We start from the raw sequence: 26,512 nt of genomic DNA, 5'->3' as shown, positions 1-26,512 counted from the left end.
CCCGTTCGCCCGTTACAAACTATGCTGGCAGGTCTCCCGGCTTGCGGATCTAAGGCAGCTTGCCTTGCGAACCTTCACCTTCCCAGCCTGCGGGCCAGTGGTTGAAAGCTCTCTCCGGTCACGGTCGCGGGGGCGGCTGCGCTTGGCGCTGACCCAAGGCTGGATCAATGCGTATCGCGTTCCCTCTTCGCCTGTCTGGGACAGGAACCAACATACGCCCTGCATTGGTCATTTGCCCGCCCCTGTCAAGCTGCGCCTGTCATAACGCAGAGGCCAAACCCGCTTTGCGCCGATTTTCCCGCGGGCGACCAATGCGCAGGGGGCACCCGCGGATGCTTGACGGGATCACCGCAGGCTGACACCAAGGGCTGCACAAAAAACACGAGGTCCCGCCATGCCCACCCGCGCCATCATGATCCAGGGCACCGGATCGAATGTGGGGAAATCCATGCTGGTGGCGGGCCTGTGCCGCGCGGCCACGCGTCGGGGGCTTTCCGTCGCGCCGTTCAAGCCGCAGAACATGTCGAACAACGCCGCCGTCACCGAGGACGGCGGAGAGATCGGCCGCGCCCAGGCCCTGCAAGCGATGGCCTGCGGGCGGCCCCTCTCGGTGCATATGAACCCCATCCTGCTGAAGCCCGAAACCGACAGCGGATCGCAGGTGATCGTGCAGGGGCAGCGCCATAGCACCCTGCAAGCGCGTGACTTCAGCAAGGCCCGCGCAGGGCTGATGGCCCCCGTGCTCGAAAGCTTCGGAATCCTCGGGCAAAGCGTCGATCTGATCATCGTCGAAGGCGCCGGCAGCCCGGCAGAGGTAAACCTACGCCAGAACGACCTTGCCAATATGGGCTTTGCCCGCGCCGCAGGTGTACCCGTTGTCTTGGCCGGAGACATCAACCGTGGCGGCGTCATCGCCCAGATCGTGGGCACCCAAGTGGTGATGGACCCAAAGGACGCGGCGATGATCACCGGCTTTCTGGTCAACAAGTTCCGCGGCGATGTCAGCCTTTTTGACGACGGCTACCGCGAGATTGAACGCCGCACCGGCTGGACGGGGTTCGGCACATTGCCGTGGTTTGCCAACGCGCATCTGCTGCCGGCCGAAGACGCGGTGGACCTGTCTCGCGCCCCCTCCGACGGGGGGTTCCACATCGTCTGCCCCATGCTCTCGCGCATCTCCAACTTCGACGACCTCGACCCGCTGGCGGCGGAGCCCTCGGTGCGGCTGACCATGGTCCCCCCCGGCACGCCGCTGCCCGCGGACGCCGATCTGGTGATCCTGCCAGGCACGAAATCCACCCGCGGCGATCTGGCTTTCCTGCGCGCCCAAGGCTGGGACATCGACCTTTATGCTCATGTGCGGCGCGGCGGCGCGGTGCTGGGAATCTGCGGCGGCTACCAGATGCTGGGACGGTTTATCGAGGATCCGCAGGGCTTCGAGGGCCCCGCGGGCCGCGAAGAGGGGCTGGGCCTGCTGGATGTTGAAACCCGCATGGCCCCGGACAAGACTCTGACCCGCGTCACCGCCGACCATGCCGCCACGGGCACACAGATTGACGGCTATGAAATCCACATCGGGCAGACGGTAGGGGCCGACTGCGCCACACCCTTCGCGCATATCAACGGCACCCCCGACGGGGCAGGGTCGCGCGATGGCAAGATCACCGGCACCTATCTGCACGGGCTCTTTACCAACGATAGTTTCCGCAGTGCCTGGTTGGCGCAACTGGGGCTGGGGGCAGGGCCGACCTCCTACAGTCAGACCGTGGAAGATACGCTCGACGCGCTGGCCGACCATATGGAAACCCATCTGGACGTGTCCGCCCTGCTGGCCTGTGCCGCACCGGTTGCATAACACCCGCGCTGACCTTTGGTCACGATCACGACGCTTGCTTAATTTTGTGATCGCGGGGATACATGCCGTCAAATTTACGCAAAGGACCCTTTGTTATGGAACGTAACCTGACCCTCGTTGCGCTGTTCGCTGCCCTGATTGCAGCACTTGCGTTGATCCCGAAATTCTCGCTTGGCTTTGGCGTGCCGATCACGGCGCAAAGCTTGGGCATCATGCTTTGCGGGACTGTGCTGGGGGCCAAACGCGGCGCGATGGCCGTGCTGCTCTTCTTGCTGCTGGTCGCTTTGGGGCTGCCGCTTCTGGCCGGTGGCAACGGGGGGCTGGGTGCCTTCATGCTGCCGTCCTCCGGCTTCCTGATCGGCTTCCCCGTGGCGGCTTTTGTCACCGGCCTGATCGTCGAAAAATGGTACGGGCCCTCGCTGACCATCGTTGCGGCGGTTGCTTCGGTCATCGGCGGGATCGTCGTGCTTTATATCTTCGGGATCATCGGCCTGTCGATCGCGCTGGATAAATCGCTGCTGGAATCCGCCGCGCTGGTGACCGTGTTCATCCCCGGCGACCTGATCAAAGCAGTGCTTGCAGGCTTTATTACCAGCGGTCTGGCCAAAGCGCGCCCCGCCAGCGTCCTGTCGCGCAGCTGATCCGACGCAAAGCCTGAAACAGCGAAAGCGCCCCTAGAGGGGGGCGCTTTTTTCATTGCCAAGGCAGACGAAGCCTTACCCCCGCGCATAGATATCTTCGTAGCGGATAATATCATCCTCGCCAAAATAGCTGCCGGTCTGCACCTCGATCAGCACCATAGGTAGTTTGCCGGGGTTCTCCATCCGGTGCACGGAGCCAAGCGGGATGTAGATCGACTGGTTCTCGCTGATCAGTTTCACGGTGTCGTCCACGGTCACTTTCGCGGTGCCTTCGACCACGATCCAATGTTCCGACCGGTGGTGATGGCTTTGCAGGCTCAAGGCTGCACCGGGGTTCACCACGATGCGCTTCACCTGAAACCGCCCGCCGATCACAAGGCTTTCGTACCACCCCCACGGCCGGTAATCGCGCGGCAGTTGGACCGCTTGGCTGGCATCACGCTTTTTGAGCGCGTCCACCGCTTCCTTCACCCGCTGCGCTTGCGATTTATCCGCCACCAGCACCGCATCACCCATGGCGACGGCGATGATGTTGTCCAGCCCGATGCCGACCAGCTGCAACCCGTCGGTTTCCGATCGCAGCAGCGTGCCCGCACAATCAATCGCGGTGGCATTGTCCGAACAGACATTTCCCGCCGCGTCCGGCCCGCTTTCCAGCCAGACCGCATCCCAGCCGCCCAGGTCGGACCATCCGGCGGCGAACGGCATCACCGCGAGGTTATCCGCCTTTTCCATGATCGCATAATCGATAGAGATATCATCGGCTTGGCCCCAAGCCTCGGGCGCGAGACGGGTCAGCCCCAGATCAGAGGTCGCCCCGTCAAGCGATGCGCGCACCGCGCGCACCATCTCGGGCGCGTGGGTCTGATAGGCCGCAATTATCGTCTGCGCCGTGAACATGAAGATCCCCGCGTTCCACAGGAAATTCCCCGCCTGCAACATCCCCTGCGCCTGTGCGCGATCCGGCTTTTCGGCAAAGCGCGCAAGGGGTTGCGGGGTTTTGGCGCTCGCATCCGCCCCCTCGGCCAGCTCAAGATAGCCATAGCCCGTTTCGGCCCGCGTAGGCGTGATGCCAAAGGTGACCAGATCACCGGCCTGCGCGCGCGGCACCGCGGCCTGCACCGTCTGGGCAAAAGCATCGCAGTCGGGAATCACATGGTCCGACGGGGCGACCAGCATCAGCGCTTGCGCGTCAGTGCGCGCAATATACAGCGCCGCGGCAAGGATCGCAGGGGCGGTATTGCGTCCCTCGGGTTCGATCAGGATCGCCTGCGCCGCCCGTTCCACCTGCGCCAGTTGTTCGGTCACGATGAACCGGAACGGGTCGCCCGTCACCACAATCGGAGGGGCGAAACCGGGGCCGGTCAGACGCTTAGCCGAAATCTGGAACAGGCTTTCATCCCCCATCAGCTTGGCAAACTGTTTGGGGTAGCATTTGCGCGACAGGGGCCAAAGACGTGTGCCCGACCCGCCGCAAAGGAGAATAGCGTGCATCATGAGAGGCAGTTAATCTGAAAAATTCTAACGAGAGATTAATCAAATGCGAGAGATTTAGCTGCGCAGGTGATCCTGTCGCAAAAACCAATCATATGTCTCTGGCAGCCCGTCTTTCAGATCGTTCCGAGCGCGCCAGCCCATATCCGCCAGACACGAGACATCCATCAGCTTGCGCATCGTCCCGTCGGGCTTCGACGTATCGAACACCAGCCGCCCTTTGAACCCCGTCACCTCCGCCACCATCTGCGCCAGCGCCGCGATGCTGATGTCGCGGCCCGTGCCCACGTTGATATGGCTTTGCATCGGGTGCGTCTGCGCAGCGTAAACATCACGCGGCAGGTCGAGCACAAACAGCGACGCTTCCGCCAAATCGTCCACATGCAGGAATTCCCGCATCGGTTTGCCGCTGCCCCAAATCACAACCTCCGCCGCCCCGTCGCGCGTGGCCTCGTGGAAACGACGGATCAGGGCGGGCAAAACATGGCTGTTCTGCGGATGAAAATTATCCCCCGGTCCATAGAGATTCGTTGGCATCACACTGCGATAATCCACGCCATATTGCCGATTATAACTTTCGCAAAGTTTAATGCCCGCGATCTTGGCGATGGCGTAGGGCTCGTTCGTGGGCTCAAGCGGCCCGGTCAGCAGGGCCTCTTCGGCCATCGGCTGCGCCGCGTCGCGCGGATAGATGCAAGAGCTGCCCAGTTGCAGCAGCTGTTGAACCCCCGCCGCAAACGCCTGATGGATCACGTTGCATTCGATCATCAGGTTTTCGTAAATAAACTCGGCGGGATATGTGTTGTTCGCCATGATCCCGCCAACCTTGGCCGCGGCGAGGATCACTACGTCAGGTTCCTCAGCGCGCATAAAATCACGCACCGCCACCTGATCGGTCAGGTCCAGTTCCCCGTGGGTCCGCGTCACCAGTTCCAACGCCTCCCCAGCACCTTTTCGCGCCTGCAACTGCCGCAAGATCGCCCCGCCGACCATGCCACGATGCCCAGCGATATAGAATTTCCGCATGGGCCTACCCGTTCTCGAGCGGGATCGGCAGATCCAGCCCGTGTTCTTTCAACAGCGCATGCCGCCGCGCGACCTTAAGGTCATTCGCCACCATCTCTGCACACATCTCTTGCGCGGTGATCTGCGGTTCCCACCCGAGTTTCTTCTTCGCCTTGGCGGGCGACCCCAGCAGCGTCTCCACCTCGGCGGGGCGGAAATACTGCGGATCAATGCGCATCACCACATCGCCGGGGCTGACCGCGGGGGCATCCTCCCCAGCAACACTGTCGACAATCGCACATTCCTCCACGCCCGTCCCTTCAAACCGCAAGGTGATCCCAAGCTCAGCCGCCGACCACGTGATGAACTGGCGCACGGAATACTGCACGCCGGTGGCGATCACGAAATCCTCCGCCACGTCCTGCTGTAGCATCATCCACTGCATGCGCACGTAATCCTTGGCGTGCCCCCAATCGCGCAGCGCGTCGATATTGCCCATATAAAGACACCCCTCCAACCCCTGTGCGATATTGGCCAAGCCGCGCGTGATCTTGCGCGTGACAAAGGTTTCGCCACGGCGGGCGCTCTCATGGTTAAAAAGGATGCCGTTGCAGGCATAGATCCTATAGGCCTCGCGATAATTAACCGTGATCCAATAGGCGTACATCTTGGCAACCGCATAGGGGCTGCGCGGGTGAAAGGGTGTTTCCTCCGTCTGTGGTGTCTCTTGCACCAAGCCATACAGCTCAGAAGTTGATGCTTGGTAAAAGCGGGTCTTTTTTTCCAACCCCAGAAACCGGATCGCCTCTAACAACCGCAGGGCACCATTGGCGTTCACCTCTGTCGTATATTCGGGCGTCTCGAAACTGACCGCGACATGGCTTTGCGCGCCAAGGTTATAGACCTCGTCCGGTTGCACCTCGCGCATGATCCGCGTCAGGTTCGAACTGTCGGTGAGATCGCCATAATGCAGGATCAGATCGGGATCATCCTCGTGAGGGTCTTGATAAATATGATCAATCCGCTGCGTATTAAGAGATGACGACCGCCGCTTGATCCCGTGCACCTCGTATCCTTTGTCCAGCAACAACTCCGCCAGATAGGACCCGTCTTGACCGGTGATACCGGTGATCAGCGCGCGTTTTACCATCAGGGCCCCTAAACGAAAAATGTGCCTGCCCGAGGGGGCAGACACATCAACATTTACTCAACTTAGAGGATTCTGGCGAGTCTTGATGCAATCAGAAGGTTTGGTCGTATTCGCCAACCTCCGGCTCTGTCCGGATCACGGCGTCCAGATCGGCAAAGATCGCGCGCAATTCTTCCTCGGATTCAGAGCTTTCGCAGACCACCACAAGGTTCGGCGTGTTCGAAGAGGCGCGCACCAGCCCCCAGCTGCCGTTGTCCAGGATCACCCGCGCGCCATTTACGGCCACGACCTCTTTCACGGGGCGGCCGCCCAACTCGGTCACGTCTTTCAACTTGGTGACGATCCGGTCGAGGATATCGTATTTGTCCTCGTCCGACGCATAGGGCGACATGGTGGGGGTGGAATATGTGTGGGGCAGGGCGCGGCGCAGGTCCGACATCTTCATGTCGGGGTTGCGGTCCATCAGTTTGCAGACTTCGACCGCAACGCGCATGCCGCAGTCATAGCCACGCCCGATGGGTTCAGCCAGGAAGTAGTGGCCCGACTTCTCGAACCCCGCCAGCGCACCCAACTGTTTGACCCGCCGTTTCATGTGGCTGTGGCCGGTTTTCCAATAGTCCGCCGTAACCCCATTGGCCTGCAAAACAGGGTCAGAGGCATAAAGCCCGGTCGATTTCACATCGGCGACAAAGGTGCTGTTGGGGTAAATCGCAGACAGATCGCGCGCCATGATGACGCCCATCTTGTCGGCGAAAATCTCTTCGCCCTCGTCATCCACCACGCCGCAGCGGTCGCCGTCGCCGTCAAACCCAAGCGCGAAATCCGCGCCCGAGGCTTTTACGCTGTCGGACATATCATGCAGCATTTCCATCGCTTCGGGGTTCGGGTTGTAATGCGGGAACGTGTAATCCAGCGTGTTGTGGCTATCGACCACCTCGACCCCCAGACGGCGGAACAGTTCGGGTGCAAAGGCGGCCGCGGTGCCGTTCCCCGTGGCGCAGACGACCTTGAGCTTACGGGTCATTTTGAAGTCACCCACCAGATCATCCAGATAGGCTTCGCGCACACCGTCGACGAATTCATACTTGCCGCCGTCGCGCTGTTCGCCACGCCCTTCCAGAACGATATCGCGCAGTTCGGCCATCTCGTCGGGGCCGTGGGTCAGCGGGCGTTCAAAGCCCATCTTCACGCCGGTCCAGCCATTGGGGTTATGCGACGCGGTGACCATCGCCACCGCGGGCGCATCCAGATGGAATTGCGCGAAATAGGCCATGGGCGACAGACAGGGGCCGATATCCTTAACGTGAATACCCGCCTGCATCAGGCCCAAAATCAGCGCATTTTTAATCGATAGGGAATAGTCGCGGTAATCATTGCCGACAGCGATAACGGGCTCGATCCCGCGCTGTTGCATCTGCGTGCCCAGACCAAGGCCAAGCGCGGTGATGCCCGGCAGGTTAATCGCCTCGGGGTACTGCCAGCGCGCGTCATATTCGCGAAAACCGGTGGGGGCGATCATGGGGTCGCGCAGAAATTCCCATGTGTTCGGCGTGACTTTGGGCAACGGCTTGGTCATGAAATATCCTGATCTATCAGCGTTAAAATACTGCCCTCTTCGATAGAAGGAATGCGTGCAGGGATCAACTGACAGCAAGGGCGCGGGACGGTTTGTTGCCGACGGGGCGGCAAGGTGCCGGTCAAACAACCGGCAGTGCCTGCGAATGGTTCCCAAAGAAAACGCCCCGCCCTTTTGCAAAAGGACGGGGCGGGTAGGTCGCGATGCTGCAGTGCCTTAGCCAATGATGGCGTTCAACGTGGCCGAGGGGCGCATCACCGCTTCGGTTTTGGCGGGGTCCGAATGGAAGTACCCGCCCAGATCGACAGGCTTGCCCTGAACCTCTGCCAGCTCGGCCATGATCTTGTCCTCATTCGCCGCCAGTTTTTCGGCGATGGGGGCAAAATGTTCGGCCAATGCGGCGTCGTCGCTCTGGCTGGCCAGCGCCTGCGCCCAGTAAAGGGCAAAGTAATAGTGGCTGGCGCGGTTGTCCGGCTCGCCCACTTTACGCGATGGCGATTTGTTGTTGTCCAGAATGCCTTGGGTCGCGGCATCTACGGCTTTGCCCAGGACGGCGGCCTTGGCATTGTCTTTCTGGTCCGCGAGGAACTTGAGGCTCTCCCCAAGCGCACAGAACTCGCCCAGGCTGTCCCACCGCAGGTGGTTTTCTTCAACAAGCTGCTGCACGTGCTTGGGGGCAGACCCGCCCGCGCCCGTTTCAAACAAGCCACCGCCCTGCATCAGCTTGACGATCGACAGCATCTTGGCCGAGGTGCCCAGTTCCAGAATGGGGAACAGGTCGGTCAGATAGTCGCGCAGCACGTTGCCGGTGATCGCGATCGAATTCTCGCCTTTGCGGATTGTCTCAAGCGTCTGGCGCGTGGCCTTGGCGGGGGACATGATCTGGAACTTGTCGGCCACGCCCTTGGCTTCAAGGATCGGCTTCACATAGGCGATCAGCTCTGCGTCATGGGCGCGGTTCTCGTCCAGCCAGAAGATCGCCTCGCAGCCTTCAGCTTTCTGACGGTCGATGGCCAGCTGCACCCAGTCCTCGATCGGGGCCTTGCGGGCCGAGGCCGCGCGCCAGATGTCGTTCGCTTCGACGCTGTGCTCGGAAATCACGTCGCCATTGGCGGCGATCATTTTCACGGTGCCGTCCGCGGGGATCTCGAACGTGGTGGGGTGCGACCCGTATTCCTCGGCCTTCTGCGCCATCAAACCGATGTTCTGCACTGTGCCCGAGGTCGTCGGGTCCAGCGCGCCGGTTTCCTTGAAGTAATTAATGCTTTCTTCATAGACCGGAGCATATGAGTTGTCGGGGATCACGCAGTTGGTGTCGTGTTCCTTGTTGTCGGGGCCCCAGCCCTTGCCGCCAGCGCGGATCAGCGCGGGCATGGACGCGTCGATAATCACGTCGGATGGCACGTGCAGGTTGGTGATCCCTTTGTCCGAATTCACCATATACATCGGCGGGCGTGCATCCATCGCGTCTTTGACGGCTTGGGTGATCTCGGCGTTGTCCTTGATCCGCTCCATCATGTCGCCGATGCCTGCGTTCGGGTTCACACCCGCCGCTTTCAGTTCGTCACCGTATTTGTCGAAGACGGGCTTCAGATATTCCCGCACAGCGTGGCCAAAGATGATCGGGTCCGACACTTTCATCATCGTCGCTTTCATGTGCAACGAGAACAGCGTGCCGTCTTTCTTGGTCTCTTCGATCTGCTCGGCCAGGAATGTGTCCAGCGCCTTGGCAGACATGAAGGTGGTGTCAACCACAGTGCCCGCAGGGAAAGAAACGCCATCCTTCAACACGGTCTCGGTCCCGTCGGCGGCAACATGCACGATCTTGGCCGCACCGGCCTGCGCGTCGGTCAGCGTCAGGGATTTCTCGTTAGAGAAGAAATCACCGCCCGACATGGACGATACTTTGGTTTTGCTGTCCTTGGACCATGTGCCCATCGAATGGGGGTTCGCCATCGCGTATTTCTTGACCGCATTGGCCGCGCGACGGTCCGAGTTGCCTTCGCGCAGAACGGGGTTCACCGCAGAGCCCTTGATCGCGTCATAGGCCGCACGGGCTTTCTTTTCCGCGTCGGTGCTTGGCGCTTCGGGATAGTCGGGCAGCGCATAGCCCTGACCCTGCAATTCCTTGATCGCGGCCACCAGCTGCGGCACCGAGGCAGAGATATTCGGCAGTTTGATCACATTGGCGTCGGGCGTTTTCACCAGATCGCCCAGAATCGCCAGATCGTCGGACTGTTTTTGCGCCTCGGTCAGCGCGTCGGGGAAGGCCGCCAGAATACGCCCCGACAAAGAGATATCACGGGTGCCCACAGAAACCCCTGCCGCATCGGCAAAGCTGCGGATGATCGGCAGCAGCGAATAGCTTGCCAGTTCGGGGGCCTCATCGACCTGCGTGTAAATGATGTCGGGTGTCTGTGTCTCAGCCATGGTATCCAGCCTTTCCTGAAGTTTGGTATGCGATAGTACACTTAGTTTGAAATATCCACCTCCCCCGCGTCGCGAAGGCCGCGAAACTGCGACCAGCGGCGGCGAAACGCGCAGGGCGATGCCCAAGCCACCACATAGCGCCCCCCGCAGCATTGCAAAACGAATCACTCACCTCTCCGTGGGGCGAGCGGGGTTGATGCCGTTAACGCTCACACACGCGGTAAGTGCGGGCAGTTAGCCTATACCGTGTCGCGCTGCCCATTTGTTCAACCATCAGGGGGATGTGCCCTCTGGTAACAGGTGATTCGGTGCAATTCTTGGTCGCAAACCAAAGCCGATGTCGCTAAGCGCACCCAAATCCCGAGGCAACGAACTGGTTTACTTTGATTTTTGATAAAGTTTGTAAAAAATGCTGAAGCGCCGCAATAATATCAACTGCGGGGCATGTGTGACCACTGCCGGACCGCGCAACGCGCAGGTCATGCACCTTGATGGCCTGATCAGAGGGACCGGGGTGTCATGACGGACCGCAAGGAAGACGGCACAAGCAAGGATGGTCGCGTTGCACGCGGCGAGATCACCCGCGAACGCGTGCTCGACGCGGCAGAGCGGTGCTTCGCCGAGCTTGGCTTTGATGCGGTCAGCATCCGCCGGATCGCGCGCGAGGCCGAAGTCACGCTGGGGGTGGTCGGCTTTCACGGGGGTACAAAGCAAGAGCTTTTCGTGACCGTGCTGAAACGGCGGGTCGAAACGCTTAATGCCATGCGCATGGCACGGCTCGATGCGCTCAAATCGACAGAGCGGCTTACGCTGGAGACGCTGATCGATGCCTATGTCACCCCGTATCTCGAAATCGCCTCGCGCGGGGATCCGCAATGGCGGGCCTATGCGCAGCTGGTGGCGCGGATCATGTCTGACGAACGCTATTACCGCGAGGCAGGGCCGCTTTATGATCGCGTCGCCTCTATCTACCTTGATGAAATGGCGCGTCTGCGTCCCGATTCCGACCGTGAACAGCTTGCCGCGGTGCTGTCGCTGACCGTGTCCTCGATGGTGTCCATCGTCGCAAGCGGCATCCGCATTGCGGGCTTGTCGCAAAGTGATCGGCGCGAAAGCCCTATGGTGTATCGCCCGCTCTTGCTTGATTTTTGTGTGGGTGGCGTTCTGCGCGCGCTTGAGCCAAAGTGCTAGGCAACTCAACGCGATAAAAGGCCCCACGTCATGAAATCCTATCCCAAAGTCTGGTTCCTGCGGCACGGTGAAACCGAATGGAACGCAGAAGGGAGGGTGCAGGGCCAGACCGAATCCGTGCTTTCCGAACGGGGCAAGGTCCATGCGCAGCAGCAGGCCAAGCTGATGGCCCCGATCCTTGCGCATAACCCGCCCTGCATCGTGTCGCCGCTCAAACGCACGCGCCAGACCGCGGATATCGCCCTTGGCGGGCGGGACTACCAGACCGACGATCGCCTGAAAGAGATTTTCGCCGGCGATTGGGAAGGCCACCTGCGCGCCGATATCTTCAAGAACCTGCCCGAAGGCATCACGGCGCAAAGCCCCCATATGGAATTCTATTGCGCTGCTCCCGGTGGCGAAGGCTTTGACGTGTTTCAGGCGCGGGTGAATGCCTTTGTCGACACGCTGACCGAACCCACCGTCGTGGTCGCTCACGGGCTCAGCGGCCAGCTTTTGCGCGGTGCGCTCTGCGGGTTGAGCCGCGCCGAGCTGGGCCAGTTGTCAAACCGGCAGGGCTGCGTCTATGTGCTTGAAAACGGGCAGGAAACGGTGCTGTCGGTTGACTGACACGACCTCGATGATGCCCCCCTGTACCGTGGCCGTCATCGGCTGCGGGTTGATCGGCGCAAGCTGGGCCGCGCTGTTCCAGCACGCAGGCCACAGCGTCCGCGCGTGGGACCCTGACACAGGCGCCCGCGACGGGTTCGCCGCCCGCGTGGCGGGGCCCTTGGCGCAACTGCAAGAAATCTCGGCAGGGGCAGCCCCCCAAGGCGCGCTTTCAACCCACGAGAGTTTGCAAGACGCCCTGCAAGGCGTTATCCTGATCCAGGAAAACGCGCCCGAGAACGTGCCGCTCAAACACCAGCTTTACGCACAGATCGAAGGCATCGTCGCGCCGGATGTGATCATTGCCTCCAGCACCTCGGCGCACCCGTGGTCGGATCTTGTGCCGGGGATGCAGCACCCCGACCGGCTGATCACCGCACATCCCTTCAATCCGCCCCATCTGGTGCCGCTGGTCGAAGTCTACGGCCCCGATCCTCAGGTGCTCGACTGGGCCGAAGGGTTCTACCGCAGCCTCGGCTCTGCGCCCGTGCGGCTGAAAAAAGATGCGGTTGGGCATATCGCCAACCGGCTGTCCTCGGCGCTCTGGCGCGAGGCGGTGCATATCGTCGCCGAAGGCATCGCCGATGTCGACGCGGTGGATCAGGCGCTGGTCAACGGCCCGGGGCTGCGCTGGTCGGTGCTGGGGGCGCATATGGCCTATCACCTTGGCGGGGGCGCCGGGGGCATGGCGGGCTATCTGGCACATCTCGGGCCAAGCCAGCAGAAACGTTGGGATAATCTCGGCGCGCCAAGGCTCGACGCCGAGACATGCGCGCGTCTGGTCGACGGGGTCAACATTGAGGCCGCAGGCCGCAGCATCGCCCAGCTAGAGGCCGAACGCGACGCCGCCCTGATTGAACTTGCACAGATGCGCAAACGGCTGGCGGATCGGAAAGCCTGAGGTCACGGGGCCCTAGATGGATTTGCGCGCGCGCATCGCTGCGGTGATCGTCCCATCGTCAAGGTAATCAAGTTCCCCGCCGATCGGCACACCCTGGGCCAGAGAGGTCAACCGCACCTGTCCCTCAAGCTGGTCCGCGATGTAATGCGCCGTGGTCTGCCCGTCGATTGTGGCGTTCAGCGCCAGAATAACCTCCGACACGGCCTCGTCGCGCACACGGTCCATCAGTCGGGGGATGCGCAATTCCTGCGGGCCGATGGCATCCAGCGCCGACAGCGTGCCGCCCAGCACATGATAGCGCCCCTTGAACACGCCCGACCGCTCCATCGCCCATAGGTCCGCAACATCCTCGACCACGCAGATCTCGCCATTGGCGCGTTTCTCCGACGTGCAGATGTCGCAGATATCGGCGGTGCCCACATTGCCGCAGTTGATACATTCGCGCGCCGTCGCCGCCACGGTCTGCATCATATCGGCCAAAGGGGTCAGCAACAGCGCGCGCTTGCGGATCAGATGCAGCACCGCCCGGCGGGCCGAGCGTGGCCCCAATCCGGGCAGCCGCGCCATCAGGTCGATGAGCGCATCAATGTCGCGTGTGCTGCTCATCTGTGGACCCCCATGGCGTTGATGTGAATGAGTTTAATGCCTTCGGCGAGGATTTAACCCCATTTGGAAGGATCAGAACGGCAGCTTCATATCCGCAGGCAGACCCATGCCTTCGGTCAGCTTGCTCATCTCGGACTGGGCGCGGTCGGTGGCTTTGGTCTGCGCGTCCTTGATCGCGGCGAGGATCAGGTCCTCGACGACTTCTTTCTCGTCGCCGTTGAAGATCGACGGATCGATATCCAGCGACTTCAGCTCGCCCTTGGCAGTGCAGGTCGCCTTGACCAGACCGGCACCGGATTCCCCTTCGACGATGATATTGTGCATGTCTTCTTGCAGCTGCGCCATCTTGCCCTGCATCTGCTGCGCCGTCTTCATCATCTTGGCCATGTCACCCATGGCACCCAAACCTTTAAGCATGTGGTCGTCTCCTGTAGCTTTATTTGCTTATGTATATGCGGTCTTTGCCGCCCCCCGACAAGGGGTGCCCCGGCGTGGACAGGTCGCGGGCAGAGCAGGGGCAGGCGGGGTCAGTCGTCCTCGAAAGGGTCCCATTCATCCTCGACCTCGGGCAGCGCTTCGGACACGGCGGCGGCGGCGATTTCCTCGGGCGTGCGGATCGACAGGATCTTGGCCCCCGGAAAGCTCGCCATGACGGCCTGCATCAGCGGGTGGTTTTCCGCCTGCGATTTCAGGGCGTTTTCCTTGGCGTCGCGGACTTCGGCGATGGTTTTCGCGCTGCTGTCGCCCACGATGGTCACAGCCCAGCGGTTGCCGGTCCACAGTTGCAGCCGCGTGCCAAGGCGCTGCGCCAGATCGCGGGGGGCGCTGTCGGTGGGGGTGAATTCGATCCGCCCCGGTTGATAGGCCGCCAGCCGGACCGAGGTCTCGACCTCCACCAACAGTTTCACGTCGCGGTTGCTGCGGATGAGCTCGACCACATGTTCAAACGTCGGGTAGTGCGCCAAAGCCTGCGCCACCGCCGGCGCAAGTGCCGCCATCGTCGCGCCGCCCGCAAGCCCGCCCGACATCTGCTGGCTGCCCATAGCGCTGGTCGATCCACCTCCGGCGGGCACGGCGGCACCGCCCCCCGGACCCTGCGGCGGGGCGGGCGGGGGCGTGGTATTGGCCAGCTTGCGGGCAAGCTCTTCAGGGCTGGGCAGATCGGCGACATGGGTCAGGCGGATCACGGCCATCTCGGCGGCCATCATCGCATTGGGCGCGCTTGCCACCTCGTCCAGCGCTTTCAGCAACATCTGCCACAGACGGGTCAGCACGCGCATCGGCAGGGTTTCCGCCATGGTGACGCCACGGCTGCGTTCCTCGGGCGAGACGGTGGGATCTTCGGCGGCATCGGGGGTGATCTTGACCACCGATACCCAATGGGTGATCTCGGCCAGATCGCGCAGCACGGCCATCGGGTCGGCCCCGTCGGAATACTGGTTGCCCAGCTCGTCCAGCGCGCCGGCCGCATCGCCGCGCAGGATCATATCGAACAGGTCCAGCACCCGCCCGCGATCCGCCAGCCCCAGCATCGCCCGCACCTGCACCGCCGTCGTTTCGCCCGCCCCGTGGCTGATTGCCTGATCCAGCAAGGACGTGGCATCGCGCGCCGAGCCTTCGGCGGCACGGGTGATCAGCGCCAGCGCATCCTCCGCAATCTCGGCCCCTTCGGCGGTGGCGATCTTGCGCATCAGCGCGATCATCACCTCGGGCTCGATCCGGCGCAAATCAAAGCGTTGGCAACGCGACAGCACGGTCACGGGCACCTTGCGGATCTCGGTCGTGGCGAAGATGAATTTGACGTGCTCTGGCGGTTCCTCAAGCGTCTTCAGCAGCGCGTTGAACGCGCCGGTCGACAGCATGTGCACCTCATCGATGATATAGACTTTGTACCGGGCTGAGGCCGCGCGGTAATGCACGCTGTCGATGATCTCGCGGATATTGCCGACGCCGGTGTTCGATGCGGCGTCCATCTCCATCACGTCGACGTGGCGGCCTTCCATGATGGCGACGCAATGTTCGCAAACCCCGCAGGGTTCCGTCGTCGGCCCGCCAGTGCCGTCCGGCCCGATGCAGTTCATCCCCTTGGCGATGATCCGTGCTGTCGTCGTTTTACCGGTCCCGCGGATGCCGGTCATGATAAACGCCTGCGCGATACGATCCGCCTCGAACGCGTTTTTCAGCGTGCGCACCATCGCGTCCTGCCCGACCAGATCGGCAAAGGTTTCAGGCCGGTATTTGCGGGCCAATACGCGATAGGCAGAGGGTGCTGTCATGACGATCCTGCAAGATTCGATTGAAGCCCTGAACCTAGAGCATCCAAAGGATGCCGCCAACCGCAACCGAGGCAAAGCTGAAAATCACCGCCAGCGTCTTCATCCGCGCATTGGGTTGCGCATTGGCATGGTGGTCGTTCAGCCGGTCCAGCGTCTTGGTCGCCGCATCATGGGCCGCCCAGAAGATATAGACCGCCGCGACGACAAAGATCGTCGCCACGCTTTTCGCGGCCCAGGTCGGATCAAAATCACCGAACACCGCCTTAAGCCCGATCGCCACCGCAAGCGACGCCATCCCCGTGCGCATCCATCCTGCAAAGGTGCGCTCGTTCGCCAAAATCGTGCGGTCTTCGGCCCAGTCGGTGCGGTTCTCGGCCAGATCATTGCTTTTATTCATTGAACTATTGTGCGCGTCGCGCGTTACGCTGACAATAATATTTGACATAACGGGGACAGATTTATGCGGTTGCGCGGCATCAGAAGAAGCAAAAACGTTGAGGTCCGCCGCGGCGGGCGCGGGGGCGGTGCCGGGCGTGCGGGCGGTCTGGGGATCGTCGGCGTCTTGGCGGTGCTGGCGATCGGCTATTTCACCGGCATCGACGTATCGCCCTTGCTGAACGGGGGCGCCGCGCCGCAAACCCAGCAGGGCGCGCCGGTCTCTGACTCTGACGCGCGGGCCACGCAGTTCACCGCGCAGGTGCTTGCCACCACCGAAGATGTCTGGGGCGAGATTTTCCCACAGCAGTTGGGTCGTGAATACGTGCCGCCCAAGCTCGTTGTCTTTTCCAACGTCACGCAAAGTGCCTGTGGCGGGGCCTCTGGCGCGACGGGGCCGTTCTACTGCCCTGCGGATGAAAAGGCCTATATCGACACGCAATTCTTTGATCTTCTGGCGCAGCGCATGGGGGCAGGCGGGGATTTCGCCGCCGCCTATGTGATTGCCCACGAGGTCGCCCACCACGTTCAGAACGAACTGGGAATCCTGCCCAAGGTCAACGCGCTGCGCCGCCAATCCTCTACGGCCGAGGCGAACGCCCTGACCGTGCGGCTCGAGCTTATGGCTGATTGTTTCTCGGGGATCTGGGCCAAGAACGTCAAAGGTCTGATGGAGCGGGGCGATCTGGACGAGGCATTGAACGCTGCGCGCAAGATCGGCGATGACCACCTGCAACGTCAGGCCGGTCGCGTCCCGCAGCCGCACACCTTTACCCACGGCACGTCCGAGCAGCGTTCAAGCTGGTTCCAGCGCGGGTTCGACAGCGGTCAGGTTGGCCAATGCGACACATTCGCGGCAGAGCAGCTGTAACAGCGTTCGGTGCTATAACGGAAAAATAATGAGTATAAACAACAGGTTAAGTTACCCATGGGTAACCTGACCTGTTGCCTGTGGCTGTGCCGAAATGCCGATAGCCAAACGCATCGAGGCGCTGCGGGGCATTGAGGCACTGCGGGGCAGGGACAATAAGCAATCTATATTATGGCAGGGTGGGGTGCCCCTCTCGGGCCATCCTTTGGATGACCCTGCGGGGCGACGCGTATTTTGCTGCGCAAAATACGCTGGGGTGAGAGGCTGATAACGACCCAAGTGGGTCTCGTTACGGCTGCTTCCTTCCGGATCTGACCGGGTTGGCGAGGCACCTGCCCGCACCAACCTCTCACCGCCCATATAGTATAGGGCCGGATGGGATGCAAGACGGGCCCAAAGGCGTTTTTATCTCGGGCGTTTTTAGCGGGCACGGCGCCATGCAGCCTTGGCATCGCGCGGTTTGGCCAATAGGCATGGTGCACGCAAACGGGAGGATACGCATGAAGCACGCCGAGACGGTCACTTTCGGAGGGTCAGCGCTTGACCGCGCCGGAGAGGTTCGCGCCGACAAGGAGGCCGTGGCCGCATTGCGCGCCGATGACGCCGCCCGCGCCATTCTGTTCTGGCGGGGCAAGGTCCTGATCGACCCCGCGCGCCCCGCGTCTGTTGTGCGTTTGCCGCTGGATCACCCGGTTCTGGCGGATGCCGGCTCTGCTCCGATCTTGCTGGGGCGCGAAGAGGGGGCCGCGCGGTTTGCCTATGACCTGTCGCCGTGGATGCCCGATGACTTCGACCCGCGCCAGCTGGGGTCTTTCGTGGATCAAAGCGAACAGCGCCACCCGATGTTGCCGCCCGACTATGCTTTCGTCGAAATGCGCCGCGTGATGACGTGGCTCAATCCGCGTGACGCCGAACTCGCCGCGACCGGCAAGGCCATTCTGGCGTGGCACGAAAACCACGGCTACTGCGCCCGCTGCGGCTTTGAAACCGTGGTGAATGACGCAGGCTGGCAACGCAACTGCCCCGCGTGTCGCGCGTCGCATTTTCCGCGCACCGATCCGGTTGTGATCATGCTGATTACCCACGGCAACTCTGTCCTGATGGGGCGGTCGCCGGGCTGGCCCGAGGGGATGTTCTCGCTTTTGGCGGGGTTTGTCGAACCGGGTGAAACGCTCGAAGCCGCCGTGCGCCGCGAGGTGTTTGAAGAGGCGGGCGTGCAGGTCGGTCAGGTCAGCTACCTTGCCAGCCAGCCTTGGCCGTTTCCCGCGTCGCTCATGTTCGGTTGCGCCGGAGAGGCGACAAGCCACGAGATCACCATCGACCCCAAAGAGATCGAAGAGGCCCTTTGGGTGTCCAAAGAGGACATGATGGATGTCTTTGCCGGGCAACACCCCAAGATCAAACCGGCCCGAAAGGGGGCGATTGCGCATTTCCTGCTGGAAAACTGGCTTGCGGATACGCTGGATTAAGGCAACCTTCGGGAAAGACGACGAACAAGGCAGAACATGAAATTTTCCACCAAAGAAGACATCGACGCGCCGATTGATGCGGTATTCGACATGCTGTGCGAATTTGACCAGTTCGAACGCGCCGCCATGCGCCGCGGCGCAGAGGTGCAGCGCGTGGACCGGCTGGCGGAAGCGGGGCCGGGGATGCAGTGGGAAGCTGCCTTTGACATGCGCGGCAAACGACGCGAGCTTCAGGTCGAGATGGACCGTTTTGACCGCCCGACCGAAATGAAGCTGAACACCCGTTCGCAGGGGCTGACCGGCGACATGAGCTTTGATCTCGTCGCCCTGTCACGCAGCCGCACCCGCATCATGGTCGCGCTAGAGCTCAAGCCGCAAAACCTGTCGGCCCGTCTGCTGGTGCAGTCGTTGAAGCTGGCCAAAAATTCGCTGACCAAGAAGTTCAAGAAACGTGTCGGCGACTACGCCAAGGACATGGAAGACCGCTACCACAAACCCCGCTAGGGGGTTTGCGGTGATTGCCGCACTTACTGGCCGTGACGGTCGGGATGCGCGGGGTAGACGCCCAGAATATCGATGAAGTTGGTGAAATGCGCCAACTCCTCCAGCGCGCGGGCAACGGCGGGGTCTTCGGGGTGGCCTTCGATATCGGCATAGAACTGTGTCGCCGTGAACGACCCGCCCGCCATGTAGCTTTCCAGCTTGGTCATGTTGACGCCATTGGTCGCGAAACCGCCCATGGCCTTGTAAAGCGCCGCCGGGATGTTGCGCACCTGAAAGACAAAGGTGGTCAGCATGTTTTCCGCACGGCGGGTCTGGTCCAGCTCGGGCGACATCAGCAAAAAGCGGGTGGTGTTATGGTCCAGATCCTCGATGTCGCGAGCCAGCACCTTGAGCCCGTGAATATCCGCCGCAACCTCGCTTGCCAGCACACCGACATCGCGTTCCTCCGACACCGCAAGATCCGCCGCAGCCCCTGCGCTATCCGCCGCTGCCTCTGAGGTGATGCCATGGGCGTCCAGCCAGCTGCGCGCCTGCGGGATCAGCACCATATGCGCGCGCACGTGTTTGATGTCTTCGAGCTTCACGCCGTCATGGGCCATCAGGCTGATGCGCACGCGCACGAAGGCCTCCGCGATGATGCGCAGCCCGCTTTGCGGCAACAGCCGGTGGATGTCCGCAACCCGCCCGTAGGTCGAGTTTTCGACCGGCAGCATCGCCAGATCGGCGCGGCCTTCGCGCACGGCGCGGATCACCCCTTCGAAGGTCATGCAGGGCACGGGGATCATGTCGGGGCGGGCTTGCAGGCAGGCTTCGTGGCTATAGGCCCCCAAAGCACCTTGAAAAGCGATGCGCGGCGCGGTTTTACTGGTCATCAGGGGCATCCTTCTTCAAGCCGTTGCCAACTATGGCGTTTGGTCGCGGTAACTACACCTTGCCCCGACGAAGGGAAAGCAATAGATACGCCTGCAATACGATGCCCGAATACCAACGATGGACCTTCACGCATGTTCGATACAATGACCGTTACCAAAATCGCTGCCGGCCTGTTTGGCGCTTGGCTTGTCCTTCTGCTTGGCAAATTCGCGGGCGAAGAGCTTTATCATGCCGAAGCGCATGGCGAACAAGGCTATGTCATTGAAGTGGCAGACGCCTCTGGTGGCGGTGAGCCCGCTGAAGAAGTCGATTTCGCCGAGATCATGGCGGCCGCTGATCCGGCCAAGGGTGAAAAGGTTTTCCGCAAATGTTCGGCCTGTCACAAGGTTGAAGATGGTGCGAATGCGGTTGGTCCCTACCTCTACGGTGTTGTCGGGCGTCCGGTTGATTCCGCTGACGGGTATGCGTCCTACTCCGGCGCGCTTGAGAAAGTGGCTGAGACATGGACCCCCGAGAACCTGAACGCCTTCCTGACCAAGCCTGCCGGTTTCGCGCCAGGCACCACGATGGGTTTCGCGGGTCTGCCCAAGATCGAAGACCGGGCGAATGTGATCGCCTATCTCGACAGCCTGGACAACTGATCCACCCCATATTCCGATTGCAAGGCCGCCCCCTCGTGGGCGGCCTTTTGCTGTGAAGTGCCCTGTTTTCAGTCAGGTAACATATTCGCAACTTGTAACTTGGGCGGTCGGGCCGTTAGCGTGTATCCGGCAGTGATCTGCCGCGACGACCCTTGTCTATCGCCTGTTGTTATAAAGGATACGCCCGATGCCCCGGACCCATGCCCGCGCTGACACAAAATCGCAAACCCCCATGCTGCGCGTCGCTGGTGCGGCCTTGCTTGTTTTCGGGGCCGCGATGCTGGGCGGTGCTGCTTGGGGGCAGGATGACGCCGCGCAGGGCAGTGACAAGATCATCACCGCGCATGGCTATTCCTTTTACGGCGATCTGAAATACCCCGCCGATTACACCCATTTCGACTATGTGAACCCCGACGCCCCCAAGGGCGGCGAGATTTCGATCTCTACCCTCGGGACGTTTGATTCGATGAACCCCTATTCGCGCAAGGGTCGTGGCGGTGCGTTGAGCACGGTGATGTATGAAAGCCTGCTCGGCGAGGGCGTCGGCGGAGAGATCGTGCCCGCCGATGTTTACGGCGAAGCCTATTGCCTGCTGTGCGAGAGCCTTGAATACCCCGAGAGCAAGGATTGGGTGGTGTTCCACATGCGCAAGGACGCCAAATTCTCGACCGGTGATCCGGTGACGGCCCATGACATCGCCTTCAGCCACAACCTGCTGCTGGATCAGGGGCTGAAATCCTATGCCGATGCAGTGCGCAAGCTGATCCCCAAGGTCGAGGTGATCGACGATTATACCATCAAGTTCTATTTCAGCCCCGGCGTGTCCCGGCGCAGCCTGATCGAACAGGTCGGCGGCGTGCCGGCGTGGTCGAAAAAATGGTACGAGGAAACCGGCGCGCGGCTCGACGAATCGCGGCTGGAAACCTCGCCCGGGTCGGGCCCCTATATGATAGACAGTATCGATGTGAACCGTCGCATCGTCTATAAACGCAACCCCGATTACTGGGGCAAGGACCTGCCGTTCAACGTGGGCCGCAACAATTTCGATAAAATCCGCGTCGAATACTTCGGCGACGAGAATTCCGCTTTCGAGGCCTTCAAAGCGGGTGAATATACCTTCCGCACCGAGGGCAGCTCGAAACAATGGGCGTCGTCCTATGACTTCCCCAAGGTGACCGCGGGGCAGGTGGTCAAAGAGGATATCCCCGACGGGTCGCCTCCTACGCCCTCGGGCATCGTGTTCAACCTTGGCCGCGAGGTCTTGCAGGACAAGCGCGTGCGCGAGGCCGTGGCCCTGGGGTTCAACTTTGAATGGACCAATGAATCGCTGCAATACGGGCTGTTCAAACAGCGGGCGTCGTTTACGCAGGACACGCCCCTGATGGCCACGGGCGCACCCCAAGGGGCGGAACTGGCGCTGCTGGAAAGCCTTGGCGATGTCGTGCCGCCCGAACTGCTGACGCAAGACGCGGTGGTGCCGCATACGTCGGACGCGAGCCGCCTGTCGGACCGTCGCAACCTGCGCCGCGCAATGAAGCTGCTGGACGAGGCCGGTTGGGCCGTGGGCGATGACGGCAAACGCTATAATGCGCAGGGCAAACCCTTGCAGTTGCGGTTTTTGCTGAACTCCTCGGGGTCTGCGACGCTGTCGGCGGTGATCGAAAACTTTATGTCGAATTTGCAGAACATGGGCATTGATGCCGTGCTCGAGAAAGTCGACAGTTCCCAATACACGGCCCGCGAACGGGACCGCGATTACGACATGGTCTATGACAGCTATGGGGCGTTTCTGGGCACAGGCACCGGGCTGGAACAACGCTATGGGTCAGAGGCGGCCGCCTATTCGCTGTTTAACCCTGCGGGGCTTGCCAGCCCGCTGGTGGATGCGATTGTGACCGCGTCGCTGGCCGCCGACACGAAAGAGGAAGAGGACGCCAGCCTGATGGCGCTGGATCGGGCACTGCGCTATGAATTTTTCATGATCCCGACCTGGTATAACGACAGTTTCTGGACCGCCTATTACGACCAATACGAACACCCTGAAACGCAGCCGCCTTACGCTTTGGGCTACCTCGATTTCTGGTGGTACAATGCCGATAAAGCAGACGCCTTGCGCGCTGCAGGCGCACTGAGGTAAACGCCGGCCATGGGCGCATATATTCTTCGACGGCTGTTGCTGATCATACCGACGTTGCTTGGGATCATGCTGATCAACTTTGCACTGGTGCAGTTTGTGCCGGGTGGCCCTGTTGAGCAGGCGATTGCGCGTATTCAGGGCGGTGGGGACGTGTTCGAAGGGTTCTCTGGCGGGGGATCGGATGCGGGGAATGCCGCAGATACCGGCGGCAACGAGAATTACGTTGGCGCACGGGGCCTGCCGCCCGAATTCATCGCGGAGCTTGAGAAAGAGTTCGGCTTTGACAAACCGCCGGTAGAGCGGTTCGTGAACATGCTGTGGAACTACATGCGGTTCGATTTCGGCGACAGCTATTTCCGGTCGATCAGCGTGATCGAGTTGATCAAGGAAAAGCTGCCCGTGTCGATCACGCTGGGGCTGTGGTCCACGTTGATTGCCTATCTGGTGTCGATCCCCCTTGGCATCCGCAAGGCGGTCAAGGATGGCACGGCCTTTGATACATGGACATCGGGCGCGATTATCGCCGCCTATGCGATCCCGGGCTTTCTGTTCGCGATCCTGCTGCTGGTGCTGTTCGCGGGCGGGTCCTACTGGCAGATATTCCCGCTGCGGGGGCTGACCTCGGATAACTTTGACCAGCTGAGCCCCTTGGGCAAGGTCGCGGATTACTTCTGGCACATCACGCTGCCGGTGCTGGCCTCGACCATCTCGGCCTTTGCGACGCTGACCTTGCTGACCAAGAACAGCTTTCTCGACGAGATCAAGAAGCAATATGTCGTCACGGCGCGGGCCAAGGGGCTATCAGAGCGTAAGGTGTTGTACGGCCACGTCTTCCGCAACGCGATGCTGATCGTGATCGCGGGCTTTCCAGCGGTTTTTATCGGTGTGTTCTTTGGCGGCTCGCTGATCATCGAGACGATCTTTAGCCTTGATGGCCTGGGCCGTCTGGGGTTCGAGGCGGCGGTTGCGCGGGATTATCCGATCGTCTTCGGGACGCTGTTCATCTTTGGCCTTATCGGTCTGCTGGTCGGTATCCTGTCTGACCTGATGTATGTGGTCGTCGACCCGCGCATCGACTTTGAAAAACGCGAGGGCTGAACCCGATGGCGCTATCCCCGCTGAACCAACGCCGCTGGCGTAACTTTACCCGTAACCGTCGCGCCTATTGGAGCCTTTGGATTTTTGCGATCCTGTTTGGCATCTCGCTGTTCGCTGAATTTGTGGCCAACGACAAACCGATCCTCGTGAACTATCGCGGCGACTATTACATGCCGATCTTCAAGTTCTACCCCGAGACCGAGTTCGGCGGCGATTTCCTGACCGAAGCGGTGTACCGCGACCCCGAAGTGCAATGTCTGATTGCCTCGGGCGGGTTGATCGACTGTCTGGACGACCCCGAGGGGATCATCGAGGACGCGCAGGATGGCGAGGTCGCGGGCGAGCCGATTGCGGCGGGTTGGTCGATCTGGCCGCCCATCCCCTATAGCTTTGACACCGCCGTGGACCGGCCGGGCGCGGCCCCGCTGCCGCCGAACGGGCAGAACCTGCTGGGCACCGATGGCACCAAACGCGACGTGCTCGCGCGGGTCATTCATGGCTTCCGGCTGTCGATCATCTTTACCCTGATTGTGACGGGGGCGGCATCGTTGATCGGGATCATCGCGGGGGCGGTGCAGGGGTTCTTTGGCGGCTGGACGGATCTGATCTTCCAGCGCGTGATCGAGATCTGGACCTCGACCCCGTCGCTTTATGTGATCATCATCATGTTCGCCATTCTGGGGCGCAGTTTCTGGCTGCTGGTGTTCTTGCTGGTGCTGTTCAGTTGGACATCGCTGGTGGGTGTGGTGCGGGCCGAATTCCTGCGCGCGCGGAACCTTGAATATGTGCGTGCGGCGCGCGCGCTTGGGGTGGGGAATATGACGATCATGTTCCGCCACATGCTGCCCAATGCGATGGTCGCGATGCTGACGATGCTGCCGTTCATCATCACCGGCACGATCAGCACGCTCGCGATCCTTGATTTTCTGGGCTTCGGCCTGCCGTCGTCGGCCCCGTCCCTGGGGGAGCTGACGTTGCAAGCCAAGCAGAACCTGCAAGCGCCCTGGCTGGCGTTCACCGCGTTCTTCACCTTTGCCATCATGCTGTCGCTGCTGATCTTTATCTTTGAAGGGATCCGCGACGCCTTTGACCCGAGAAAGACGTTCTCATGACGCCTTCGACCCAGAACGCCGCGGTGCTGCAAGTGGATGACCTGCGCGTCTCCTTCCGTCAGGAAGGCGCGTTGACCCATGCGGTCAAGGGCGTGAGCTTTGCTGTGCAGCGCGGGGAGACCGTGGCGCTGGTGGGGGAGTCCGGCTCGGGTAAATCCGTATCGGCGCTGAGCACCGTATCGCTGTTGGGCGACAGTGCCGAGGTGTCGGGGTCGGTGCTGTATGACGGGCAGCAGATGGTCGGGGCGAGCGACAAGCTGCTGCGCAAGGTGCGTGGCAATGACATCAGCTTTATCTTTCAAGAGCCGATGACCTCGCTGAACCCGCTGCATACGATCGAAAAGCAGCTGGCGGAATCGCTGGCGCTGCATCAGGGCGTGGCGGGGGCCGAGGCGCGGGCGCGTATCCTTGAACTGCTGGACAAGGTCGGGATCGTGGATGCGGAAAGCCGGTTGGGTGCCTACCCGCATCAGCTGTCGGGTGGGCAACGTCAACGGGTGATGATCGCGATGGCGTTGGCCAACAAGCCCGATGTGCTGATCGCGGATGAGCCGACCACGGCCTTGGACGTGACCATTCAGGCGCAGATATTGGACCTGCTGAAAGAGCTGAAAGACAGCGAAGGCATGGGCCTGCTGTTCATCACCCATGATCTGGGTATCGTGCGCCGCATTGCCGACCGCGTCTGCGTGATGAAACAGGGCGAGATTGTCGAACACGGCCCCACGCAGGAGATTTTTGACAACCCGCAGCACCCCTATACGATCAAGCTTTTGGGGGCGGAGCCGTCGGGCCGACCGGACCCGGTTGCACCGGATGCCGAGGTGATCGCCAGCACCGATCATCTGAAGGTCTGGTTCCCGATCCAGAAGGGGTTCATGCGCAAGACGGTGGATCACGTGAAGGCGGTAAACGACGCGTCGCTGTCGGTGCGCGCGGGGGAAACCCTTGGTATCGTGGGTGAATCCGGGTCGGGCAAGACGACGCTGGCACTGGCGATCATGCGCTTGATCTCCTCTGAAGGGGGGATCAGCTTTATGGGGCAGGACGTGCGCAGTTGGTCCACGCGGCAGTTGCGGCGGTTGCGCAAGGATATGCAGATCGTGTTTCAGGATCCGTTCGGCAGCCTGTCGCCGCGGATGACCTGTATGCAGATCATCGCCGAAGGGCTGAGCGTGCATAAGGTGGACCCCGACCGCGATCCGCGCGACCTGGTGCGCGATGTGATGATCGAGGTGGGCTTGGACCCGGCCACGATGGACCGCTATCCGCACGAGTTTTCCGGCGGGCAACGTCAGCGGATCGCGATTGCGCGGGCGATGGTGCTGCGGCCCAAGCTGCTGGTGCTGGACGAGCCGACCTCGGCGCTGGATATGACCGTGCAGGTGCAGATCGTGGACCTGCTGCGCAATCTGCAGCGCAAATACGGGCTGGCCTATCTGTTCATCAGCCACGACCTGAAGGTCGTGCGCGCGATGTCGCATAAGGTGATGGTGATGAAGCGGGGGGATGTGGTCGAATACGGCGATGTCGATACGCTGTATGACAATCCGCAGTCAGACTATACGCGCACCTTGCTACAGGCGACGACCTGAGCAG

The 26,512-nt window shown here is 61.4% G+C and carries 23 protein-coding genes, 1 other RNA gene and 1 riboswitch; of the genes, 13 read left to right on the top strand and 11 right to left on the bottom strand.

Annotated features, from left to right (window positions below):
* Window positions 1-9 precede the first annotated feature (9 nt).
* Window positions 10-227, bottom strand: a riboswitch (cobalamin riboswitch).
* Window positions 228-394: 167 nt separating this feature from the next.
* Together ACTRWK_RS03875 and ACTRWK_RS03870 are read left to right on the top strand one after the other, a co-directional pair.
* Window positions 395-1,855, top strand: a complete 1,461-nt coding sequence (locus ACTRWK_RS03875; RefSeq protein WP_289081617.1) for a cobyric acid synthase — start codon at window positions 395-397, stop codon at window positions 1,853-1,855.
* A gap of 95 nt (window positions 1,856-1,950) precedes the next feature.
* Window positions 1,951-2,496, top strand: coding sequence for a biotin transporter BioY (locus ACTRWK_RS03870; RefSeq protein ID WP_289081618.1), 546 nt, complete (start codon window positions 1,951-1,953; stop codon window positions 2,494-2,496).
* Window positions 2,497-2,571: 75 nt separating this feature from the next.
* On the opposite strand, the gene ACTRWK_RS03865 is transcribed toward ACTRWK_RS03870, so the two are convergent.
* The 5 genes from ACTRWK_RS03865 to ACTRWK_RS03845 all read right to left on the bottom strand — a co-directional run bounded on the left by ACTRWK_RS03865 (window position 2,572) and on the right by ACTRWK_RS03845 (window position 10,151).
* Window positions 2,572-3,993 (bottom strand): mannose-1-phosphate guanylyltransferase/mannose-6-phosphate isomerase, encoded by a 1,422-nt coding sequence (locus ACTRWK_RS03865; protein ID WP_289081619.1) that lies wholly within the window; start codon window positions 3,991-3,993, stop codon window positions 2,572-2,574.
* Window positions 3,994-4,047: 54 nt separating this feature from the next.
* Window positions 4,048-5,016, bottom strand: a complete 969-nt coding sequence (fcl, locus tag ACTRWK_RS03860; RefSeq protein ID WP_289081620.1) for a GDP-L-fucose synthase — start codon at window positions 5,014-5,016, stop codon at window positions 4,048-4,050.
* A 4-nt stretch (window positions 5,017-5,020) separates the two neighbouring features.
* A complete protein-coding gene (gene gmd, locus ACTRWK_RS03855; RefSeq protein ID WP_289081621.1) occupies window positions 5,021-6,145 on the bottom strand; it encodes a GDP-mannose 4,6-dehydratase in 1,125 nt (374 codons plus the stop codon).
* A 91-nt stretch (window positions 6,146-6,236) separates the two neighbouring features.
* The gene (locus tag ACTRWK_RS03850) at window positions 6,237-7,721 is read right to left on the bottom strand and encodes a phosphomannomutase/phosphoglucomutase (RefSeq protein ID WP_289081622.1); all 1,485 of its coding nucleotides are present in this window, start codon (window positions 7,719-7,721) and stop codon (window positions 6,237-6,239) included.
* 216 nt (window positions 7,722-7,937) lie between these two features.
* Window positions 7,938-10,151 carry an NADP-dependent isocitrate dehydrogenase gene (locus ACTRWK_RS03845; protein ID WP_289081623.1) on the bottom strand — a complete coding sequence of 738 codons (2,214 nt, stop codon included), beginning with the start codon at window positions 10,149-10,151 and terminating at the stop codon, window positions 7,938-7,940.
* Between the two features lie 519 nt (window positions 10,152-10,670).
* Here ACTRWK_RS03845 and ACTRWK_RS03840 point away from each other — a divergent pair.
* The 3 genes from ACTRWK_RS03840 to ACTRWK_RS03830 are packed head-to-tail and all read left to right on the top strand — an operon-like array spanning window position 10,671 to window position 12,891.
* A complete protein-coding gene (locus ACTRWK_RS03840; protein ID WP_037941187.1) occupies window positions 10,671-11,342 on the top strand; it encodes a TetR/AcrR family transcriptional regulator in 672 nt (223 codons plus the stop codon).
* 30 nt (window positions 11,343-11,372) lie between these two features.
* On the top strand, window positions 11,373-11,951 hold the full coding sequence (locus ACTRWK_RS03835) for a histidine phosphatase family protein (protein ID WP_184581393.1): 579 nt from the start codon (window positions 11,373-11,375) through the stop codon (window positions 11,949-11,951).
* Window positions 11,944-12,891, top strand: coding sequence for a 3-hydroxyacyl-CoA dehydrogenase NAD-binding domain-containing protein (locus ACTRWK_RS03830; RefSeq protein WP_462843796.1), 948 nt, complete (start codon window positions 11,944-11,946; stop codon window positions 12,889-12,891). The genes ACTRWK_RS03835 and ACTRWK_RS03830 overlap by 8 nt, the downstream gene beginning before the upstream one ends.
* A 12-nt stretch (window positions 12,892-12,903) precedes the next feature.
* On the opposite strand, the gene recR is transcribed toward ACTRWK_RS03830, so the two are convergent.
* The 4 genes from recR to ACTRWK_RS03810 all read right to left on the bottom strand — a co-directional run bounded on the left by recR (window position 12,904) and on the right by ACTRWK_RS03810 (window position 16,170).
* Window positions 12,904-13,497, bottom strand: coding sequence for a recombination mediator RecR (recR, locus tag ACTRWK_RS03825; protein WP_005850052.1), 594 nt, complete (start codon window positions 13,495-13,497; stop codon window positions 12,904-12,906).
* 72 nt (window positions 13,498-13,569) lie between these two features.
* The gene (locus ACTRWK_RS03820; protein ID WP_005850050.1) at window positions 13,570-13,914 is read right to left on the bottom strand and encodes a YbaB/EbfC family nucleoid-associated protein; all 345 of its coding nucleotides are present in this window, start codon (window positions 13,912-13,914) and stop codon (window positions 13,570-13,572) included.
* 110 nt (window positions 13,915-14,024) lie between these two features.
* Complete coding sequence (locus ACTRWK_RS03815; protein WP_462843795.1) at window positions 14,025-15,773, bottom strand: DNA polymerase III subunit gamma/tau; 1,749 nt, start codon at window positions 15,771-15,773, stop codon at window positions 14,025-14,027.
* A 34-nt stretch (window positions 15,774-15,807) separates the two neighbouring features.
* Window positions 15,808-16,170, bottom strand: coding sequence for a DUF202 domain-containing protein (locus ACTRWK_RS03810; RefSeq protein ID WP_005850045.1), 363 nt, complete (start codon window positions 16,168-16,170; stop codon window positions 15,808-15,810).
* 63 nt (window positions 16,171-16,233) lie between these two features.
* On the opposite strand from ACTRWK_RS03810, the gene ypfJ reads away from it, so the two are divergent.
* The gene (gene ypfJ / locus ACTRWK_RS03805; protein ID WP_462843794.1) at window positions 16,234-17,079 is read left to right on the top strand and encodes a KPN_02809 family neutral zinc metallopeptidase; all 846 of its coding nucleotides are present in this window, start codon (window positions 16,234-16,236) and stop codon (window positions 17,077-17,079) included.
* 254 nt (window positions 17,080-17,333) lie between these two features.
* Here the strand turns inward: ypfJ and ffs are convergent.
* Window positions 17,334-17,431, bottom strand: an RNA gene (ffs, locus tag ACTRWK_RS03800) — signal recognition particle sRNA small type.
* A gap of 148 nt (window positions 17,432-17,579) precedes the next feature.
* Here ffs and nudC point away from each other — a divergent pair.
* Window positions 17,580-18,548 (top strand): NAD(+) diphosphatase, encoded by a 969-nt coding sequence (gene nudC, locus ACTRWK_RS03795; RefSeq protein ID WP_348001939.1) that lies wholly within the window; start codon window positions 17,580-17,582, stop codon window positions 18,546-18,548.
* 36 nt (window positions 18,549-18,584) lie between these two features.
* Entirely contained in the window at window positions 18,585-19,052 is a 468-nt protein-coding gene (locus ACTRWK_RS03790) for an SRPBCC family protein (protein WP_005850040.1), read from the top strand.
* Window positions 19,053-19,075: 23 nt separating this feature from the next.
* Here the strand turns inward: ACTRWK_RS03790 and ACTRWK_RS03785 are convergent, their stop codons facing one another.
* On the bottom strand, window positions 19,076-19,924 hold the full coding sequence (locus ACTRWK_RS03785; RefSeq protein WP_037941199.1) for a prephenate dehydratase: 849 nt from the start codon (window positions 19,922-19,924) through the stop codon (window positions 19,076-19,078).
* Window positions 19,925-20,056: 132 nt separating this feature from the next.
* Between ACTRWK_RS03785 and ACTRWK_RS03780 the strand changes: the two genes are divergently transcribed.
* The 5 genes from ACTRWK_RS03780 (at window position 20,057) to ACTRWK_RS03760 (ending at window position 26,508) form a co-directional block, all read left to right on the top strand.
* A complete protein-coding gene (locus tag ACTRWK_RS03780; protein ID WP_005850037.1) occupies window positions 20,057-20,566 on the top strand; it encodes a c-type cytochrome in 510 nt (169 codons plus the stop codon).
* Window positions 20,567-20,753: 187 nt separating this feature from the next.
* Complete coding sequence (locus ACTRWK_RS03775) at window positions 20,754-22,703, top strand: extracellular solute-binding protein (RefSeq protein WP_064215880.1); 1,950 nt, start codon at window positions 20,754-20,756, stop codon at window positions 22,701-22,703.
* 9 nt (window positions 22,704-22,712) lie between these two features.
* Entirely contained in the window at window positions 22,713-23,801 is a 1,089-nt protein-coding gene (locus ACTRWK_RS03770; RefSeq protein ID WP_005850034.1) for a microcin C ABC transporter permease YejB, read from the top strand.
* Window positions 23,802-23,806: 5 nt separating this feature from the next.
* Complete coding sequence (locus ACTRWK_RS03765) at window positions 23,807-24,913, top strand: ABC transporter permease (RefSeq protein WP_260003896.1); 1,107 nt, start codon at window positions 23,807-23,809, stop codon at window positions 24,911-24,913.
* The gene (locus ACTRWK_RS03760; protein WP_289081628.1) at window positions 24,910-26,508 is read left to right on the top strand and encodes an ABC transporter ATP-binding protein; all 1,599 of its coding nucleotides are present in this window, start codon (window positions 24,910-24,912) and stop codon (window positions 26,506-26,508) included. Before ACTRWK_RS03765 ends, ACTRWK_RS03760 begins: the two co-directional genes overlap by 4 nt.
* Window positions 26,509-26,512: the final 4 nt, after the last annotated feature.

The sequence above is a fragment of the Sulfitobacter sp. G5_S2_6_S6 genome (assembly GCF_054968505.1).
The sequence above is the reverse complement of the archived record's forward strand: the minus strand, read 5'-3'. Positions and strand labels throughout refer to the sequence as shown.